8 protein-coding genes are annotated in these 17,594 nt (G+C 62.9%); 5 read left to right on the top strand and 3 right to left on the bottom strand.

All coding sequences use genetic code 11. From position 1 onward, the window contains the following. The first annotated feature begins 3 nt into the window (after positions 1-3). From E0L37_RS11625 to E0L37_RS11640, 4 genes are read left to right on the top strand one after another with little or no spacing between them, the layout of a single operon-like run. Positions 4-672: a DNA repair protein gene (locus E0L37_RS11625; RefSeq protein ID WP_097058361.1), complete on the top strand. Its 669-nt coding sequence runs from the start codon at positions 4-6 to the stop codon at positions 670-672. A 41-nt stretch (positions 673-713) separates the two neighbouring features. After that, a complete protein-coding gene (locus E0L37_RS11630; protein WP_133491907.1) occupies positions 714-1,205 on the top strand; it encodes a YbjN domain-containing protein in 492 nt (163 codons plus the stop codon). A 57-nt stretch (positions 1,206-1,262) separates the two neighbouring features. Continuing rightward, positions 1,263-2,237, top strand: a complete 975-nt coding sequence (locus E0L37_RS11635; protein WP_133491908.1) for a peptidylprolyl isomerase — start codon at positions 1,263-1,265, stop codon at positions 2,235-2,237. Positions 2,238-2,253: 16 nt separating this feature from the next. Then, positions 2,254-2,556 carry a hypothetical protein gene (locus E0L37_RS11640; RefSeq protein WP_097058364.1) on the top strand — a complete coding sequence of 101 codons (303 nt, stop codon included), beginning with the start codon at positions 2,254-2,256 and terminating at the stop codon, positions 2,554-2,556. Between the two features lie 147 nt (positions 2,557-2,703). On the opposite strand, the gene E0L37_RS11645 is transcribed toward E0L37_RS11640, so the two are convergent. The 3 genes from E0L37_RS11645 to E0L37_RS11655 are packed head-to-tail and all read right to left on the bottom strand — an operon-like array spanning position 2,704 to position 4,840. After that, a complete protein-coding gene (locus E0L37_RS11645; protein ID WP_133491909.1) occupies positions 2,704-3,687 on the bottom strand; it encodes a FecR domain-containing protein in 984 nt (327 codons plus the stop codon). Further along, complete coding sequence (locus E0L37_RS11650) at positions 3,684-4,241, bottom strand: RNA polymerase sigma factor (protein WP_133491910.1); 558 nt, start codon at positions 4,239-4,241, stop codon at positions 3,684-3,686. Before E0L37_RS11650 ends, E0L37_RS11645 begins: the two co-directional genes overlap by 4 nt. Continuing rightward, complete coding sequence (locus tag E0L37_RS11655) at positions 4,238-4,840, bottom strand: secretin and TonB N-terminal domain-containing protein (RefSeq protein ID WP_166643054.1); 603 nt, start codon at positions 4,838-4,840, stop codon at positions 4,238-4,240. The genes E0L37_RS11650 and E0L37_RS11655 overlap by 4 nt, the downstream gene beginning before the upstream one ends. Before the next feature lie 432 nt (positions 4,841-5,272). Between E0L37_RS11655 and E0L37_RS11660 the strand changes: the two genes are divergently transcribed. Next, the gene (locus E0L37_RS11660) at positions 5,273-17,557 is read left to right on the top strand and encodes a filamentous hemagglutinin family protein (RefSeq protein ID WP_133491912.1); all 12,285 of its coding nucleotides are present in this window, start codon (positions 5,273-5,275) and stop codon (positions 17,555-17,557) included. Positions 17,558-17,594 lie beyond the last annotated feature (37 nt).

A 17,594-nucleotide genomic window follows, 5' to 3' on the forward strand; every position in this document is an offset into this window, starting at 1 on the left:
ACCATGAAGAAGGCGGATAACGTCAAAACAAAGTGGTTTCCCGCGACGCTGACATTGCTGGTTCTGGCCTTGCCGGCCTGGGCACAGGCCCAGCAGTCCAGCCTGGAAGAACGTCTGCGCACCGAGTTACGCAACACCACCCAGCAATTACGAGACCTGCAATCCCGGCAAGCGGGCCTGGAGGCGGCCCGCTCCAACGCGGAAGTGCAACGTGACGCCGCCAGGGCCCAGGTGGCCAAATTGCAGGCCCGGCTCGATGCGGTGGAAGGCAATCTGGCCTCCCAGCAACGCAGCAGTCAGGCACGCATCGCCGCCAGCCAGGAACGCGCCCAGCAGATGCGCGACGCCTACGATGAGTTGTTGACCCTGGCCAAAGGCAAGGAAACGGAGCGGCTGACGTTGCAGAAAGCATTGCAACAACATACCGCCGAATTACAGACCTGCGTCAGCCGCAACGAGGAGATGTATATGGCGGGCAAGGAGATTCTGTCCGCCTATGAAAGCCTCGGTGCCGGCAGCCTGTTCAAGATGCGTCAGCCGCTGGCGACCTCGTCGCGGGTGGAGTTCGAGAACAGGGCCCAGGAAATGGGAGACCGGCTGTATAACGCCCAGGTCGGCGTGGTGCGGTCGGACCAGGACGGTAACGCCGGGGCGGCGGAAAACGACGGCTGACCATCATTGAAACGTCACAACGGCTTGTTAAGGACATCACCATGAGCGAAGAAAACCACATCATCGACACTCTGCCTCTTGAGGAACTCAGTGCTCTGTTGCAGGAAGCCGGTTATCGCACCAATGAAACCGAGCATAACGGCAGCAAGCAACTGCTCAGCGCCAGTCAGGGCATCGGCTTTGCCGTGCGCCCCGGTAATATGCTGGGGGAAGGGCTGCTGGACTTCACCATCAGCTGCGCTTTGCGCATCCAGGGCGAGTTGCCGGAAGGACTGATCCCGGCCTGGAATCGCGGCAAGCGTTTTTCGCGACTGAGTCGGCACGGTGATTTTCTGGTACTGGAAATGGATGTGATCGTGGCTGGCGGTGTGCGCCGCGCCCATGTGCGCGCCAACCTGGAAATCTGGGACCGCTTGTTGCAGGAGTTTTTGCTCTATCTGCGCAATTACCGTGACGAGAACCGTAATGAGAGCCACGATAAAGACGATGCCTCGGAACATGAGCAAGCGATAAGCACGGAAGTGGCGGAGTGACGGGTAGAGAAGTGAATTGCCGGCGTGCCGGCGATGGTTTCAACCAGGGAGTGAACCATGAAAAGCGCACAGGTTTTACTCAGCGCGGTGTTGGCCGGTTTGGCGGGCGTCATTGGCACCGTTTGGGTGATGCAACCGTCCGAGGCGGTGGCCGTTTCGGAACCGGCATCGATTCCGTCACCGGCGGCCTCATCGCCCACCTCCACAGGGCAAGGGGATGCGGTCGCGGCCCTGGGGGCGGTCAGTCTGCGCGATCAGGAAGTGGCGGACTGGCTGGCGGCGTTGTCGCCACAGGCCCGCTCGGCGATACAGCGGGATCGTGCGCTGTTTGATGATTGGGCGCGTCAGCGTCTGGCGGAAAAGGCACTGATCCGGGAGGCCCGGCAACAGGGCTGGGAGAAGCGGGAGGAAGTGACACAGGCCATCGGTCAAGCGCGCGATCAGATCCTGCTGCGCAGCTATCTGGGCGCGGTGAGCCAGGTGCCGGAGGACTTTCCCGATGACGCCACGCTGCGGCAGCTTTATGACAACAGAAAGCAGGAACTGGCGGTACCGGAACGTTATTACCTCAGGCAGATTTTTCTTGCCGTGGACGGCGCCAATGCCGACCAGGTGAAAGCCCGCGCCGGGCAATTGGTGAAGGAAGCCCGCGCTAACAAAGGGGACTTCGCCGAACTGGCCCGTCGTCATTCCGATGACGCGGCTTCCGCCGCCCGGGGTGGTGATATCGGCGTGCAGTCACTAGCCCAGCTTACTCCGGAGGCGCGCCCGGTGGTGACGGCGTTGAAGGAAGGGGAAGTCTCCGCGCCGTTTCGCACGGCGTCGGGTTGGCATGTGCTCAAGCTGGAGAAGACCGAGGCGGCGAGAACCGCCACCTTCGATGAGGTGCGCGATCAACTGCGCGCCACGGTCAGGGAGCAGCGCCGGCGGCAAAACGCCGAGGCCTACCTGAACCGTCTGGTGGGTGAAGCTTCTCTCAGTATCAACGGCGCCGCGGTGACGGCGTTGCTGGAAAACCAAAACCAGCCTTAATCAAAAAGGAACCTGTATGCCGATCCGGATGGTAATGGTAACGGCGCTGGCCGCCACTGTGCTGGCCGCCTGTACCCAGACCACGCCCCGCTCCGATTCAGCGGTTGATCGCTATCAGCGTTCGGTGATCGTGCAATGTTCGCTGACCCAGGATGTGGAAGCCAATCCCTGTATCGCCAAGGCGCGCCAGGCTTGTGGCACGGACCGGGTGCGTTTGAAAAACGTGGATTCCCGACAAGCAGTGAGTGCCCCGGTGGCGCGGGGAGCTCCGGTAACGCTGGTGTATAACTACTCAGTGGTCTATTACTGCCAGGATTAGCGGCGGGATGCCGGGACATGCCCGCTGAAGGTATGAATCCGCATGGTATTCGCTGCCACGGCAGCTTCCCAGAGAGAGCTACGAAGCCGCTGTGGGAGGCTGCCTTGGCAGCGAATCAGCGTGTAGGATGTGTAGGAGTACGGTCTCTCAGCTGATAATCAGAATCCCACCCGGCAATGATCGCACCTCCGCGCCACGCACTTCCTTGACCAGAGCGGCGAAGTCTTCCAGTTTGTCCAATGACAGATAAGCCTGTACCGGAACCCGGCCGATCTGATCGTTCACCAACACGATCTGCCCCGGGCGGTAGCGGTTCACCTCGTCCACCACCCGGGCCAGTGGCGTGCCGTTGAACACCAGCATGCGTTGCCGCCAGGCCGTCACATGATCCGGGTCCACGTGTTGCACGGAGGACAAGCGGGCGCTGTTGTACACCACTTGCTGGGCAGGCTGGAGCTGGACACTCTGGTGTTGATGGCGCACCGCCACCTGGCCATCCAGGCAGGTCACCCGCACGCGGTCATCGGTGAAGCGCACATTGAAGCGTGCGTGGCGTGCTTCAATGAGGCCGTTCTGGGCGGTCACCGTGAAGGGAAGGCGGTTGCCGTCGGCGGTGGTGATCTCGGTTTCACCGCTGTTCAACACCAGCCCGGTAATGTGTTCCGCCTGCCGGTTCACATCGATACTGGTACGGGTGTTGAGCTGCACGGTGGCGGTATTGGGCAACACCACTTCGCGCTGCTCCCCGGTGCCGGTCCAGAGATCGGCGGACTGCATGCCCATGCGCGTCCACAGATCCAGAGGCGAGCGTAACGCCAGCCAGCCCGCCGCCGAAGCCGCCACGGCGCCGCCGAGAAAGGCCCGCCGAGTGAGGCGGGAAGAACGGCGCCGGGGCAACGGATGAACTTCCGCTTCGACGGTTTCGCTGGTAACGGCCTGTTCCACGCCTTGCCAGACCTGGCGGCAATGGACGAATGCCCGGGCGTGCTCCGGGCTCCGCGCGCACCAGCGGCGGAAAGCTTCACCGTCGGCGGCGCTGGCGCGTCCCGAGGAGAGGTGCACCACCCATTCTCTTGCCTCCCGGGTGATCCGGTCGGAAGAGGGGGCGGGGGCATTTCGATAATCGGTCATGATTGCGTCGGCCTTTTTTGTCTGGGCCCGTAACGTGGGGAGTAATCCCGTTCCAACCGTTCGCAACAATGCTGTAATCCGGCGCGCAGCTCTTTTTCCACGGTGCGCAGGGATACACCGAAACGCTCGGCGATTTCCGCGTGCGGCGTGTCCTCGATACGCGCGGCGGTGACGATGGCGCGGCGGCGCCGTGGCAGTTCCGCCAGGGCTCTGCGGAATATCCGGATCTCCTGTTCACCGAGTGCTTCACGGGCGGGGTCGGCCAGTTCATCCGCCATCTGATAGAGATCTTCCACTTCGTCCAATGTCATCACCCGGGCGTGTTTGCGGCGTTGCTCTTCCGCCACGTTCATGGCGATGCGAAAAAGGTAGGCGGCGGGGTGATGAACACGGGTGCCCTCCTGCATACGTTCGATGCGCAACCAGGTTTCCTGCAAGGCGTCCTCCGCCAGTTGATGGGAACCCAGGCGGCTGGAGAGGCGCTGACGGAACTCGTCGTAACGTTGCACCAGCAGATCGTGCAGCGACTGGTGCGGGATGTCGGCGGTGCTCATTCCCTGGATTCTCCTTGGCAGGATGGTGTGCCCGGGTGGAGTAGCAGTGTGATCGGCTGCGGCATGCCCGGCGGCGGTGGCGGCAGGGTCAGATCCTTGAAACTGGCGTGGACGTTTTTCCCCCACCGTGCCTCGGCATCGCTGTCCGGAAAGTGCATCCGGGTGATCCGGCCTTGAGGGTCGGCCCACAATTGCACCACCAGGCGAAAACGTCCCAGTTGTTCCGGTCGATGGCGACACAGACTGGTGATCACTGATTGTTGCAGTGAGCGGGCATAGGCGGGCGGCACCGAGGAGCGGACCTTGGGCGGGACGTTTTCGGTGGTGTCGTGCTGGTCCGGTATCAGCGTCAGGGCGGAATCGGTCAGCCGGCGGCTGGTCAGCCCGGTACCGTTCAGCAACAGCGTCAGCGCCTGATCCGGAGCGAAATGACCTCGTACGGCGCTGGCGGTTTTGTCCTGGATGCGATCACTGGTAACCAAGATCGATATCCCCGTTTGCTCACTGAAAGTCTCCAGCGACAGCGGTAAAGGCTGCGCGGGAAGATCAAAAAAGGGGGCGCCTTCATTGGCGTGGCCGGTCAGGGTCGATGCCAGCATCAGTCCTGTCCCCACCCGTCGCAACAAACGGAGAACGGAGCTCCAGTTGGCGAAAGAGGCGGTGATCGTCACGGGAAAGACGGCACTGGCATGGTCACCTGTAGACACTGCATCCGGGTCTTGAACCGGCGGATTCAATCCGTGCTCCACCATGCAGGCTCTGTGTGTCAAATCCGTGTCGTTGGTTGTAGAACCCGACACTGCCTGGATTGTGCCCCTTGATGAACTTTCCGTGAAAAAACGGCGGTCGTGGGGCGGGCCGATCATCTTTCTCACAAAGACCGTTCACGCTGGAGCCGATGCCGCGCCGGGGGCCGTTGGGGTTGTGCCGTGGCCGCCGTCGGTAGCGTGTAGGGATGCGGGGCGCGCCCGTCGCGCGCACCGCCATCGCCTTGGTGGTCGTCCACAGCCGTTGTTGAGAGCGCCTATTTCATGCTGACCAAAAACACCAGACCGGCCCGCCGCACTCCGGTACGTTCCGTGATTTCCCGCAAGCCTCTGGCCCTGGCCGTGGCCTCGATTCTGGCGGTGGGTGCCGGGCAGGCCGAGGCCAGCAGCCCGCGCCCGTTCAGCCCGGAGTGGTTCGCCGCCGCCCGTGGCGCCGCGGCGCAGAACCGCGCCAATACCGCTCCGACTGCCCGGCCTCTGGCCCAGCAACGGCAGGCCCGCGAACGCTTGCAGCACTCGATCAACAATGTCGGCCGCACCGCCGCTGCCGTGGCCGCCCAGAGAGCGGCGCAGGAAGCGGCCCGCAAGGCTGCCCAACAGGCCGCGTCGAACATTCCCAACGGCCTCGGAGAAGGCGGCCTCAAGGTCGATGTGAACCCGGACACCGCCGGCTGGCTCAACGCCAAGGATCCGACCCAGACCACCAAGGACGGCCACACCACCGTCCGCATCGAACAAACCGCCGACAAGGCCATCCTCAACTGGGAGACCTTCAACGTCGGCCGTGACACCACCGTGGACTTCGATCAGCAGGCCAATTGGGCGGCGCTGAACCGGGTCAACGACCCCAACGCCCGCCCCAGTCAGATCCAGGGGCGGATCCAGGGCGACGGCACGGTGATGATCGTCAACCGCAATGGCGTGGTGTTCAGCGGCTCAAGCCAGGTCAATGTGCGCAACCTGGTGGCCGCCGCCGCCGACATCAGCGACCAGCAGTTCACCGAACGCGGTTTGTACGTGGACACCAACGGCTCCCAGCCCACCTTCACCGACGCCGCCGGCAATGTGACGGTGGACGCCGGGGCCCGCATCACCACCCACGAACCGGAATCGGTGACCCAGGGCGGCGGCTATGTGCTGCTGATGGGCCGGGAGGTGAACAACGCCGGGGAAATCACCACCCGCCGGGGCCAGACCACCCTGGCCGCCGGTGAGGACTTCTACATCCGCAAGGGCGCGGGCACCGAAGCCAACCAGGCCTCCACCACCCGTGGCAACGAAGTGGCCAGCACCTGGGAAGCCGGCAGCGACGCCGGCACCGTCACCAATGAAGGCCTGATCGTGGCGCGGGAAGGGGACATCACCCTCACCGGTCACGACGTGCGCCAACAGGGCGTGGCCATGGCCACCACCACGGTGAACACCCGGGGTACCGTTCATCTGCTCAACTCGGCCAGCGACACCGAAGGCAAAGTGACCCTGGGCGAGGGGACGGTGACCACGGTGGTGATCGAGGACGATGGCGAGACCGCCCTGGACAATCAGCGTGACGCCTTGATCGAGTCGTCGGCGGAACTGGATGGCCTGCGCGATGACATGATCACCGGCGCCTTCGACAACATCGGCCTGATGGCCGACCGCCGCGACCAGTCCCGGGTGGAAATCGTCTCCGGCGGCGATGTGGTGTTCGAGAAGGATTCCCTGACCCTGGCCACCGGCGGCCAGATCGCCGTGGACGCTGGCCGCCGCACCCAGCTGAACGCGGGCTCGGAACTGGACGTGTCCGGCTCCGTGGGTGTGAAGGTGGCGATGGAATCCAACAATGTCCTGATCAACGTGCAGGGTAATGAGCAGCGGGATTCGCCGGATAACCGCGACAACGGTGGGCTCAACAACGGTGACGTCTGGGTTGATCGGCGCAACCTGATCTTCGTGCCCGCCGGCACTGGCGGCTACGAAACGGATCGGTGGTATACCGCCGGTGGTCTGCTGGAAGTGAGTGGCTATCTGGATACCCAGGGCCACGGCATCGGGGAATGGTCGGCGGCGGGCGGCACCGTGCTGCTCGGCGGCAGTGAAGTGGTGACCCAGACCGGCTCGTCGGTGAACCTGTCCGGCGGTACCCTTGATGTGCAGACCGGCTATATCGCCAAAACCTGGCTCAAAGGCGCCAACGGCAGATTGTATGACGCCGCCACCGCCCCGGCGAGCATGCTTTACACGGGCATCTATCAGGGCTATGAACGGGTCAGCGAACGCTGGGGGCAAACCGACGCCTGGCGCAATCCGCTGATCGCGCCGGAGCGTCAACTGGAAAACGGCTACACCGTGGGCCGCGACGCCGGCACCCTGATCATCAACGCCCCCACCGCCGTGCTGGAGGGCGACATCGTCGCCGAAGTGTTCCAGGGCGAGCGCCAGAACCAGGCCCAGGACGCCGGGCGGGACAGCTACCAGCAAGCGCAGAACCGGGTGGCCCGCCGCGGCCGCCTGGCGGTGGGGGAGTACGGCCAGTACGGCCTGGAAAACGCCTACGGCAGCGACATCCGCATCGGTGATTTCGACGACATCAGCGAACAGCTCACCCTGGAATCCGACCTCAGCGAACGGCTCAACACCGTCTGGCTGGACGCTGGTCGTTTGAATGAACAGCGCCTCGGTGGCCTGGATCTGGTGTCTGGTGGCAGCATTTCGGTGGAGAGTGATCTGACTCTGGCAGAGGGTGGGCAGTTGCGTCTGGTGTCCGGGCAGGTGGAGGTGGATGCCTCCGTCACCGCCCGGGGCGGGGATACTGCGCTGACCAATATATTGATGCCTGCCGGCACCAGTCTCACTCCGATAGCGTTCACCGATGAGGACGGAAACAGCGAATTGCGTCTGACCGAAAACGGCCAGTTGGACGCCCGTGGCCTGTGGAGCAATGGCCTGTTGGAAAGCGGTGAGAACTGGAAGCAGGCCTATGTGGATGGCGGCGATGTCACCATCGAAGGCACTCAAGATGTCACCCTCGCTGAAGGCAGCCTGATTGATGTGTCTTCCGGGGCTGCCTTGAAGGCGGATGGAGAACTGCTGGGAGGGCGTGGCGGTGATATCACGCTTGGGGCGAACGTTCCCCTCACCACAAGTTCCGGTTCAGCCAGTCCCGGTGGCGGTACGCTGGTCCTGGATGGAGAACTGCGCAGCTACGGGGTTGCTGGCGGTGGCGAGCTGATATTGGAGACCGGCCAGGCCGTGGTGATTGGCGACGGGGGCCTGGAGACCAATGGTGTTCTACAGGCCGGCGAAACCGCGCCTGTGGACCTGACGCTGATAGAGGACCTGGTGGTCCGGGAAGGGCAGCCGCTGCCTCTGGATTACAGTTACGAGAGGACATCGGCGGCGCCGGGAGAGCCCGTCGGAGATGGTGAGCTTGAGGTCTCCATGTCGGATCCTCTCGTCACCGGGGCGGATTGGGTCGTTCCCGACGCGGAACACGGTACTTTCTATGTTACCTACCAGTCTCCTGCGGGAGGGTATCAGGTGGCATACTCTGGGGCTATCGTGCCGGCGGGCTCTTCGATTATCGCCAAAACCCCATCGAATCTTGGGGCGTGGGCTGCGGATTACGTGGTACCGGCGGACGTATTCCCCAATGGTGTACCGCTGGTGCCCAGTGCATCGGTGGTTGAGGCCGGATCGCCCGCGCCGTTTGATATCACTATTGAGGCTGGTTCCGTCCTGGCGAGTGGTACGAGCTTGCCCTCAGATGTCCGGGTAAAGGAAGTGCTGGTGCTGAACGAAGCCGATTTCCAGCGTGGCTTCTCCAGCTACGATATCAACGGGCATCAAGGGGTGTTGGTTAGCAAAGAGACCGAGATTGACGTCACCATGCCGGTGTTGCGTCTGGCCGAGGGCGCTTTCCAGGCCTCCGCCTATGACGAGGCGTTGGAAACCTGGCAGCCGGAACTGTTCCTGGAACGCCCTCTGGACGGAGAGCTGGAACAACGCGGCGGCGCCAGCCTGGCCCTGCGCTCCGATCTCAATGGCCTGGGCGGGGCCATCACGGTGGCGGAGGGCGCTCGCCTGGAGGTGGATCCGGGCCAGTCGCTGCTGCTTTCCGGCCGTAATCAACTTACCGTGGACGGAACACTGCGGGCACAAAGCGGTATCATTCAGGTGGTCTCTTCCTTCCTGACCATTGGACCCGCGAGCGGTTCGGAAGACCGGATCGAGATCGGTGAAAACGCGGTGCTGGATGCCTCCGGCTTGGCCTATACCGCCACGGACGCCCGGGGCCGTCGCTACGGCACCGTGCTTGGGGGCGGCGAGGTCGTGCTGGGAGCCGGTGCTCCGGACGATTTCGGTGACTCCAACCTTTATGACACCAGCAATCTCTTTGTGGTGGTGCGTGAAGGCGCGTTGATCGATGTGTCCGGCGCCAGTGCCGGCCTGGACCTGGGTCAAGCCAATCCCTCCGCGGTGGCCAGCGACGGCGGCTCCCTGGCCATGCGTTCCAGTTCCGGGATTTATTTCGATGGCGAACTGCGTGCCGGCGCCGGTGGCACGAATGCATCGGGAGGCGGCCTGGAAGTGCTGCTGGAAGGTACTCTGACAACTACCCCGCAGGCTACCGAAGAGGGTTCGGTGCTGCGTAATATCACGCTCACCCAGGCGGATACCGGCTCCGGTTACGACGATGAAAATCTGGCCTATGGCCAGGCCCGCTTTTCCGTTGACGCTTTGCAGGATTCGGGCATCGACCACCTGAGCCTGTGGGCCCGGGACGCTATTCTGTTCGATGGCGACGTGGACCTGGCACTGGGGGGCAGCCTGTCGCTTACCGCCGTCACCTTGGCCACCTCCGATCATGCCGCCAGAGAGGTGCGGTTGGCCGCTCCCCATGTGCATCTGGCTGGACGAGTAAATCTCCCTAACCCTCTGGGAGGTGGTGACAGCGGTGTCAGCCCCTACCTTCAATTCGACAACAATGCGCCGCTCGCGGAGGGCGACAGCCAACTGAGCGTGGAGGCGGCGCTGATCGATCTCGGTGAAGGGGTGCTGACCTTCGGCGCCCGGGGCAGCCATGACACTCCCAATGGCGCCACCCTGGTGGAATTGCCGGGCTTCGCCGATATCACCCTGACCAGCACCGGGGATATCCGCCTCACTGGCGCTGATCTGGTGGCGACGGAGGCGCTGACCTTCATCAGCCAGCGTCTGTACCCCACCACCCACAGCGGTAACCGCATCCGGGTGGGGCTTGGCGATGCCGGCATCAACGGTGGTCCGCTGGAGGACGCGGTACTGCGTTTCCGCTACTACGACGAGGAACGGGCGAGGGAGCAGGCGCCGCCGCTTTCCGTCTATGGTTACCTGTCCATGGAGGCCCCCGTCATCGATCAGGGGGGGGCGCTGTACGCTCCGCTGGGAGGCATCGCGTTTTCGCGCTCTCACGGGAATCAGGGCGGCCCCGACAGCAATTACCCCACGGACCTTTATGGCGGCATAGCTCCCCTATCCATTCAGAATCTGGAGATGGACGTGCTGTTGCGCCGGGGCAGCCTGACCTCGGTGAGCGCGGCCGGTCTGGTGCTGCCCTACGGCCATCTGGAAGGGGAGAGCTATTACTACAATGGCACCGAGGTTCGCTATGACGTAGCGGGGAACAGAGGAACCGAACAGAAGCAGCGCACCGCCACGGGCATCCATTTCGCTGCTGCCACGTTCGAGGCCGAGGACGGCGCGGTGATCGACGTCAGCGCCGGCGGCGAGCTGCGCGGCGTGGGGTTCACCACGGGGCGCGGCGGCTCCGTGGATATTCTCAATACCGCCCTGGCCAATGCCGCCCCCTGGCACGCCGGTGAGGCGGATGCCCAGGTCTACGCCATTGTGCCCGGTTTGAGCGATAGCCAGGCGCCTCTCGACCCGGCACTGGGAAGTCATTCCAAAGTGGGGCAACGGATCACCATCGGCGATGGCGTGCCTGGCCTGCCGGCGGGCACCTATACCCTGTTGCCGGCGGAATACGCCCTGATGCCCGGCGGCTACCGGGTGGAGTTGGGCCGCGACATGGCCCGTTATGATACGGGCATCGTGGCCAGCCCGGCAGCGGGTCTGTATCGCGCTCCGGTGAATACGGTCAACGGCCTGAGCGGGGTCTCGGGTTCGGCGCCTCTGTGGGCCACGGTTATGTCCGGTGATGCCGTGCGCCGCTATGGTGACTACAACGAAACCACCTTGAGCGAATGGGTGACGAATACGCTGGCGCAATTCGGTGATACCCGTTTAATGGGCCCCTTGTTGCCGGAAGATGTGCGGCCGCTCAGCTTTGATTTTCGCTATGCCGCCAGCGGCGATGACCGGGTGTTCTCCTTCAACGGGGAACTGCGCAACACCCAGGTGGAAGATGGTCGTGGCGGTATGGTGGCGCTGTATGGCAAGGATCTGGAAGTGGTGGCCGCCACCGGCGAGCGTGACGAGGCGGACAGCGGTTACATCACCTTTCTGGACGAGGATCTGAACCATCTCGGCGCCACTGTGCTGGGGGTTGGTGTTAATAGGGATGCAAGCAGGCCAAGCGCCTCCGGCAAGACGGTGATTCGTTCCGGCGCCACCTTACGGGCCGGTTCCTTGCTGGTTGGCGGGTCGGGACAGGGTGCCGTGGTGGTGGAATCCGGCGCGGTGCTCGACAGCCGTGGTCAGGGCCAGGCCGGCTGGAGCGCCGACAACGGTTTTCTTATTTCCCCGCTCGCCGATGTGGCTCTGTTGACGGTGAGCAACGACAGGATGCAGTTCGGCGCCGCCAGCGGCAACGGCACCATCCGTATTGAGGACGGTGCCGGCTTGTACGGCGAGGGCACCTTGGCCCTGTCCGCTCCGGGTGGCCTGGAGATCGGCGATATCAGCCTGGCCGCCAGCGATCTGCTGCTGTCCATGGAGGACATCAATATCGGTGAGGACGCCGCCTTGGCGGCGGCTGAGGCCCAGGGGGTACTCTCCGGTGGATGGCAATTGAACCAGAGCACGTTGGATGGCCTTTTGGCGCTGGGTGAGCTAGACAGTCTCAGCTTGCAGGCTTCCGATTCCATCAATTTCATTGGTTCGGTCTCCCTGGACACCTACGATGACAGTGGTGAGTCCCAGGCCAATCTGCGTTTTATCGGACCGGCCATTTATGGCCTCGGTGGGGACGGCGACACCGCCACCATCCGCACCGATCAGTTTATCTGGAGTGGCTTGGGGTATACCTCCGGTCGCGAAGGGTCGGCGGAATTCGAAGCCGGCTCGGTGGCGCCCGGCGAGGTAATCGCCGGCGGCGCGGGTACGGGCACAGGCGCTTTCCGGGTGGAAGCCAACGAAGTCATGTTCGGCTTCAACGGCCTGGTGGGCGACCAGAGCGCCAACGCCACCCTGGAACGTCTGATGCTCGGTTTCAACGACGTTACCTTCGGAGCCCAGGACCGTATTACCAGCGATCTGTACGGCGGCCTGTCCGTTTACCAGCAAAAGAACAGTGACGATACCTTCAGCGGCGGCAACCTGACCCTGAGCGCCCCGGTGCTTACCGGCCAGGCCGGTTCCGAAATGGCCTACCGTACCGGCGGTAATCTGCTGGTGAGCCGTCCCGACAATGCCGCCGCTGCGGCCCCGGCGGACCTGGACCTGGGTGCGCAACTGAGTCTGGAGGGCAATAGCGTTCGTGTGGAGGGCAGCATCATTGCCCCCAGCGGCAAGGTGGCCATCGAGTCCACCGAGGATCTGCTGCTGGCCGACGGCAGCCTGATCAACGTGGCTGGCCGGGCGGTGGAGTTCTTCGATGTCACCAAATACAGCTTCGGTGGCGCGATCAGCCTGGAAAGCGCTGAAGGCAGTATCCAGCAGTCGGCGGGAAGCCGCATTGATGTGTCCGCACCATACAGCGATGCCGGCAAGCTGGAAGCCTCCGCCGCCAACGGCACCGTGGATCTGGCCGGAGAACTGGTCGCCCGTAACCCCGAGGAGGATCCGGAAGGGGAGGGCGAAGGCGGCACCATCCGCATCAAGGCCAATACCCTGCCCGGTTTCGTGGCGCTCAACCAACGCCTCACCGACGGCGGCTTTGATTACCTGCGCGGCTTCGAGACCAATGAAGGCGACCTGACTCTGGGTGAAGAAGTCCGCGCCCGCCATATCGAGGCCACCGCCAACGGCGGTGACCTGATCGTCAACGGCAATCTACGCGCCGGTGGTGACTACGCCGGCAGTATTTACCTGGCCGCCGCCAATGATCTGCGGGTTACCAATGGATCGACCCTGGATGCCAGCGGCGAGCAACTCAAACTGGATAGCTATGGCGACCCCATCGAGGGCAGCAACCGCGCCATTATCAACCTGACCAGCCGGGATGGCCGTCTGGTGCTGGGTGATAACGTGACGTTGGATGTGAGCGCGGGCGGTGAAGCCCGTGGCACCATCGATCTGAATGCGCGCCGTCTGGACGATCCCTCTGAAACATCGGCAACCGGCAACGACGTGGCGGTGGATGCCGGCACTGGCCTGACGGTGAACGGCGCCAAGCGGGTGTCGGTGAACGGATTCTGGACCTACGATGATGCTCCGGACGATCCGGATGCCGATCCGGAGGGGCCGGCTGCGCAGCGTGTTGATCAGGAATATCTGGATCGGATCCACGAAGACAGCAAGGGCTTTGTCAACGCGGCTCTGGCCAACGACGCGCTGCAACAGCGTCTGGCTGGCCTGAAAGAGGCCGCTGGCGAGGCGTTCTCCCTGCGTCCCGGTGTGGAGATCGTCTCCGCCACCGAGGACGGCAATCTGCGTATTGATGGTGACCTGGATTTCTCCGGATACCGCTATGGGCCGGATGTGGATGCCGCCGTGCATGGCAGTGGTACCGCTGGCGTATTCGTGATGCGCGCCGGAGGCGATCTGGAAGTCAACGGCAGTGTCACGGACGGCTTTTATCTGCCACCGAATACACCGGACAGCAGTTACTACATTGATCTGAGTAATACGTTGTTAAGGGATGAGGCGGTGACCTTGCCGGTGGAGGCGGAGTTGGCAGCGGGCTGGAATATGCAAAATGTTTACAGGGAGGGTGGCTCTTTGCCTTTCAACTTGACGGTCAGTGGCCAATATTTCCAGGTTAGCTCGGGAACGGTATTGCCACTGGATGTGACGGTTACCCGTAGTGAACCAACTCTTTGGAACATGGAATTGGTCAGTGCCATTGTTCTGGGGGAAGGGGTTACGGTAACGGATACCGGAACGGGAATCAGCTATAGTGGAGAGATTCCAGCGGGCACCTTCATCGAGAATCTGAAATTGCCCATAGGGTCGACCATCAAGGCTGGTAATACTTTGACACTGACGTCGAACTTATACGCGAAACCCACGACCATATTGGCGGGGACCGAGTTGCTGGGACTGCGTATCAATTCCGCTGAGGAATTCAATCAAGATATCGTCCTGCCGGAGGGCACAGTCTTGCCGCAAGGCATGCGCATAGCACGCCTGAAAAGCGATGAGAAGGATCCGATCAAGCAAGCAATATGGTCGGTGGCGTCACTGTTGCCCCAGGGTACGCGGAGCTGGGACGTCAGTCTGGTGGCCGGTTCCGACCTGGCGTCCGCCAATCGGCGCTCGGTAAAAGCGGCCACGGAGGGCGACCTGATACTGGATAACCCTCATCTGGTCGGTCCCAAAGCATCGGAAATCATCGGCGGACAGCCGGGCACCAGCGTCATCCGCACCGGCAGCGGCGACCTGGAGTTGATCGCCGCCCGCGACTTTCTGCAGGAAACCCCCTTCGGCATCTACACCGCCGGCACCGCCGCCGAGGCAAGTGGCGCCCCCGAACGCCAGAGAGATCCGGATACCCTGCCCAGTGATACGCCCAGTGATACCTACGTTCCCGAGGATCCCGAGGAAGAAGATAAGCCCACCTATCTGAGTGTTGCCGAAGCCACACCCGGCTCTTTCGCCACGGGCGGCGGTAATATGCTGGTGCGGGTGGGCCGTGATATGAGGGGTAATGATTCCGATAATAGTGATCCGACGGCCAAGATGGAGGTCTTCGACTGGCTGTGGACCTGGAACGATCCGGCGAGTGACGCCGAGGCCTGGTGGATCAATACCGGGAGCTACGGGGTACCAGCCAACTACGATAATAGGTTTGAGGAACTGCTGCTGGCCTTTGACGGCATCGGCACCCTGGGCGGCGGTAACCTGGACGTTGCCGTGGGTAGGGATTTCGGCGTCTATGATCAGCTAAGCGATGGAACTCGCTTGGGCGGATTGTCCCTGGCGGTGGCCTCTTCCGGCTGGGTCAACGCCGGCGGCGAGCGCCAGCAGTACGGTGGTGGCGATCTGCGCCTGGAGGTGGGGGGCATCGTTAATCATACCCGCAGCAGCACCATGGGTGTGGGGAACGGCAGTGTGACCAATCTACGCGGTGATGTGCTGGTGCAGGCCGGCGTCATTGGCCAGATCTGGAATACCTATTTGGTTAGTAGCACGGACACCGACCCTCGACCGAACGATGAGCGGCTGCAAGTCGATCAGAGGCAATATGGGGGCTTGCGTCTGGTGCTGGGCGATACCCAGGCCCGCGTCAATACCTATGGTGATCTGCTCATCAATGTCGAGAACCCTGGTGCCAATGGTGTGGACCTGTGGACCGACCGCACTGAGGCGGCTTTGCTCAGCACCGGCGGTAACATTGGCATGGGGTCCAGTTCCGGCACGTCGCCGGCCCGATTCAGCGTGATCGCCGCCGAGGGTACTATCTATGGACAAGGCAACAATACAAACGCCCGGAACTGGGTAGCCGAAACCACCGCCGACGGCTGGCTGGAATTCCTGGCTGGGGGTTCCATTTATACCCTGGGGGTGTCGTCAGCCTACGAGCCGGACCTGCTCGGTTCCACTGTCTCTCCCGCCCGATTTTATGCCCGGGAGGGGGATATCTATCAGTTGTACTACGGCTATTACACCAGCCCGATAGGATCCCAGTCGCTGATCAACCAAGCCGGTCGCCCGGCCCATGTGCGTGCCGGTCGGGATATCGTGCGGTATGGCAATAACGGCCTTACCGCCATGGGCCACTACAGCGATACGGATGTGTCTATTATCCAGGCCGGCCGGGATCTGATTTATATCGATACCCAGGTGGTGGGCGCGGGCACTTTGGAACTGAGCGCCGGGCGCAATTTCTACCAGGCGGACAGCGGCCAGCTGATCAGCCGTGGCCCCCATACGAAATTGGCCACCAGTGATCCCAGCGGCGGCGCGGACATCGTCATTAATGTGGGTATGGGAGAGGCGGGGCCGGATTACCAGGCGCTCATCGACACTTATCTGGACCCCGCCAATCTGGCCGATCCGGATCAGCCGCTTGGTGATCAGCCAGATAAGGTTGCCAAGACCTATGAGGAAGAATTGGCGGCTTGGCTGACGGCGCGCTACGGCGAGGATGTCATGGACGGCACCGATGCTCTGAGCTACTTCCTGGCCCTGGCGCCGGAGCAGCAGCGTATCTTCCTGAGAGAGGTGTACTACGCCGAGCTGCGCGAAGGCGGTCGGGAATTCAATGAGATGGATGGCCCCCGCTACGGCAGCTATCTGCGTGGCCGCCGCATGATCGAGACGCTGCTGCCGGAGATGGACAGTGAGGCTGGCACCTCGGCCTATAACGGCGACTTCACCATGTTCACCACTCAGCAAACAAACTCTGCCGGAAACGTTTCTGAGCAATCCAGTCTGATCCGCACCGAAGGCGGCGGCGATATTCAGATGCTGGTGCCCGGCGGTGATTTGATCATCGGCCTGGAATCGGTGCGCCCGGAGAACGGTGACAATGGCATCCTCACTCAGGGCAGCGGCGATATTCAGCTGTTCAGCCAGGGCGACATCGCTCTGGGCCTGTCCCGCATCATGACCACCTACGGCGGCGACATCTTCGCCTGGTCCAACGCCGGTGACATCAACGCCGGCCGCGGTGCCAAGACCACCTTGGTGTACACCCCGCCGCGCCGCACTTACGACGATCTGGGTAATGTGACGCTGTCGCCGTCCGTGCCAAGCACTGGCGCGGGCATCGCCACCCTGGCTCCGATTCCGGAAGTGCCGCCGGGGGATATCGATCTGATCGCGCCGCTGGGCGTGATCGATGCTGGTGAGGCGGGTATTCGCGTGTCTGGCAGCATCAACGTGGCGGCGTTGCAGGTAGTGAACGCGGAAAACATCCAGGTGCAAGGGGAGTCCACCGGCTTGCCGGCGGTGGCGGCGGTGAACGTGGGGGCTCTGACCAGCGCCAGCAATGCCGCTTCCAGTGCGGTGCAGGCGGCGGAGCAGGTGGGCCGGCGCTATCAGCAGAACCAGCCTTCCATTATCAGCGTGGAAATTCTCGGTTACGGCCAGGAACGGCTGGAAGCGGGAGGCGACCGGACCAGCGCCGCCCCGGCCTCCCGGCCTGGAGAGGGCATGGTACAGGTGTTGGGGGCGGGGCCGTTGTCGGCGAACCAGACGGGCATGTTGACGCCCGCTGAGCGCCGGGGACTCAAGTCGCGCTGATCATCTCCGTTGAACCCCGGAGCAAGCCCGCTCCGGG

Source organism: Alcanivorax sp. 24, from assembly GCF_004360225.1.
Taxonomy (GTDB): Bacteria; Pseudomonadota; Gammaproteobacteria; order Pseudomonadales; family Alcanivoracaceae; genus Alloalcanivorax; species Alloalcanivorax xiamenensis.